Here is a 3,211-nt window from a genome sequence, read left to right on the forward strand (position 1 = left end):
CATTACTTTCCTTTGCGAATGTAAGCGCACCATACCAGGTACATACCTCTGGATAAGTAATTTTTTTAAGCGGGGTCTTCTTGCCGGGGTTTTGATTGGGTGGAATTAAAAAATGTTCGGCTACACGCTTACCTATTTCCTTAGGTGAGCACCCTTTTGGCCAATTCCCGAAGTTGTTTTTAACTTTGGACGATTGGGCCAAACATATTCCCTGGTCAGCAAAAATGACCAATAATGCAATTAGCAGTGGTTTAAGTCTATTTCTCATTTTATTTAAGTGGAATAAAATTATTTGCCCAAGATAAGGAAAAAATTCCCGGACAGAGGCATTTGTACTCATATAGCTATGGTTATTGGTTTAAGAAAGGGAAATTTTTAACGATTGATATCAGTAAAAAACTTTCAGTTAGATCGAATAATTCTTGAAAATCAGTAGTTTAAGCTCAAACAACGTTTTTTTGTTTTTTATTCATCTTTATCTTTTTCCGGAAGAAAAATTATTTACTTTGTGAAGTTGAAAAATAAAATTAGTAACATAAAAAATTGCTTAAATGATTGAGGCAGTTTAGAATAGATTTATCTATGTCAAAATTAAATTCTGAAGAACTTATTCATCTGAAGGCACTGTGTATATTCCTATTGCTTTGTCCTTTATTCATTGGTTGTGGCAAGGGAAAGAAAATATCCCAGGTTGTTCCGCCTTCTTCTACAGATACTGTAGCGAATAATCCTTCAGTTGACATATCTTCTATTGGCCAATTCCATTTTCCTGTCAAGGGGAGGGTAATTAGTCCCTTTGGAAATCACCGCAGGGGGCATTATCATACGGGAACAGATATAAAACTTCAGCATGGCGACACTGTCCGGGCTGCATTTGACGGACTGGTTACAAAGGCCGGGCCTTATTATGGTTACGGGAATTTGGTTATCTTGAAGCATACCAATAATATGGAAACCTATTATGCCCATTTAAGCAGATGTTTGGTGGCAGTAGGCAACAGAGTAAACGCCGGAGATGTTGTTGGTTTGGGGGGGCGTACAGGCCATGCGACAACAGATCATCTCCACTTTGAGTTGAGATTTAATAATATACCACAGAATCCTGAAACTTATTTCGATTTTAGAAACCTGACCGTCCGGACTCCGGTTCCTGAATATATACCCTTGAAAATTGAACATAAAATTAAGACCGGCAGTAGTTTCCGCAATTCATATATCGTCATACACCATGGTGACACATTGTATTCCATTGCCAAACGCTATAAGACTTCAGTCGGGAAGATACGAAGGATTAATCACCTGGCTAATGCTGATTTAAAAATTGGGATGAAGCTGAAGTTGAGGTAAAATCCTCCTGATGGGGAGGCCGGTTGATTTCTAATATTTATCAAAGAGAGAAAAAATTTAATTTCTCGTCCTTTTAAATGTTTGGGCCGGACTTAACGCTGAGGTATACGTAATGTATGATTTTACAGTTGCCCGGGATGGAAGCGGCGATTTCATCACTGTTCAACAGGCTATAAATGCTGTACCTGATAGCCGGGAAAAGCAGACTGTTGTTTTTATTGAGAATGGTTTTCAGCATACTCTTTATGCGTATGGCAATCAGAATGGGCTAAGCAGGCAATTAGAATAATTATCCCTGATTATTTTCTTAAAAATTTAGATTGAATTCTGATTTTCTTTATCTGGGTTTGTAAGACGATCAAAGTGACCAGGGAAGAAATAAAATCAGCAACAGGTGCACCGCACCATACTCCATTCAGCCCGAAAAAATGAGGAAGAACAAGTAAAGCAGGAATAAAAAATAATACCTGTCTCGATAAAGAAAGGAATATGGAAATTTTTGCCTTTCCTATGGATTGGAAAAAATTTGAAGTGACCATCTGAAAACCGACAATAGGGAACATGGCCAGATTGAAGCGTAGCCCGATAACGGCTATTTTGATCAGTTGGTCATTGGAAGTGAAGCAACCGGCAATTTGAGCTGGGAAAATCTCGCTGAGCAGGAAACCAAATGTTGTGACGCAGGTTCCAGCTGCAAGGGTATATTTAAAAACGCTTATCACCCGGTGGAATTTTTGGGCTCCATAATTATACCCTGAAATTGGTTGCATACCCTGGTTGAATCCGAGTACAATCATCGCAAAGAGCATACCTATGCTGTTGATTATTCCATACGCGCCAATGGCAAAATCGCCGCCATACTTCGAAAGGCTGAGGTTGATAATCAACGTTACCAGGGTTGCGCAGATGAGCATCAGGAAGTTCGACATGCCAATTGAAAAGATATCGCGTATGATTTTAATTTTCGGTTTGAAATAGCCCGGGAGAAAGTGAACCAGACTGCTCTGTTTCATGAAATGGATCAGGACCCTTACGGTGCCTACAAATTGTGCGCAGACAGTTGCAGTGGCTGCCCCTCTGATTCCCCATTTGAAAACAAATATAAACAGGGGAGCCAGAATGAGGTTTACTCCGACAGTCAGTAAGGTGGTGAGCATGGCTTTCTTGGGATAGCCCGAAGCTCTCATCACATTATTCAATCCTATATAAAGATGGGTAAGTACATTTCCCAGCAGGATGATCTGCATAAATTCCCTGGCATAAGGCAGGGTGTTTTTACTGGCTCCAAGTATCTTCAATAGGTCATCGAGAAATGAAAGTGCAAAAACAGAAAACAGCGTTCCAAGAAGCAAATTTAGAAATACGGCATTGCCGAGTATGAGTGTCGCCCCTTTTCTGTCGCGTTGCCCTAAGCGGATGGAAACCATTGTCGAAGCACCCGCTCCTACAAGTGATCCAAAGGCTGCTGCCAGGTTCATCAATGGGAAAGTAAGCGCCAAACCTGATATGGCCAATGGCCCTACACCGTGTCCGATAAAAACACGATCAATGATGTTGTACAATGACGATGCGGCAGTTGCAATGATAGCCGGAAGGGAATATTGAAGTAAAAGCTTTCCTATTTTTTCTTGTCCTAATGCTTCTGTGATTTCTGAATTTGCCATATATAATGAAGCTCAAATAAAATTGTGTCCTGAATCTGTTTTTGCAAAAGAATTATGAGGGGATCAGTTCAAAAACCATGTGGAGAGAAAAAATCAGGCATAGATTTTAGTTAAACGGAATAAAAAGAACCTGGTATCACTTACTCCCCGAAGAACAGTACGGAAAGCTTTGATTTTTGCATTAAATGATTCTGCAGAAG

General features: G+C 40.0%; 4 protein-coding genes and 1 pseudogene. 2 read left to right on the forward strand and 3 right to left on the reverse strand.

Features of this window, described 5'->3' with window-relative positions:
- Positions 1-268 (reverse strand): glycosyl hydrolase (locus tag Q8907_14945; protein ID MDP4275569.1); only part of this gene is annotated, 268 nt, incomplete at its 3' end.
- Positions 269-582: 314 nt separating this feature from the next.
- Here Q8907_14945 and Q8907_14950 point away from each other — a divergent pair.
- Entirely contained in the window at positions 583-1,347 is a 765-nt protein-coding gene (locus Q8907_14950) for a peptidoglycan DD-metalloendopeptidase family protein (protein MDP4275570.1), read from the forward strand.
- Between the two features lie 112 nt (positions 1,348-1,459).
- Positions 1,460-1,576 (forward strand): annotated as a pseudogene (locus tag Q8907_14955) (pectinesterase family protein).
- A 70-nt stretch (positions 1,577-1,646) separates the two neighbouring features.
- Here the strand turns inward: Q8907_14955 and Q8907_14960 are convergent.
- Positions 1,647-3,011, reverse strand: a complete 1,365-nt coding sequence (locus tag Q8907_14960; protein ID MDP4275571.1) for an MATE family efflux transporter — start codon at positions 3,009-3,011, stop codon at positions 1,647-1,649.
- A 93-nt stretch (positions 3,012-3,104) separates the two neighbouring features.
- Positions 3,105-3,211, reverse strand: a 107-nt coding sequence (locus Q8907_14965; protein MDP4275572.1) for a DDE transposase, incomplete at its 5' end; no start/stop codon positions are given.

It is taken from the genome of Bacteroidota bacterium (assembly GCA_030706565.1).
Taxonomy (GTDB): Bacteria; Bacteroidota; Bacteroidia; order Bacteroidales; family JAUZOH01; genus JAUZOH01.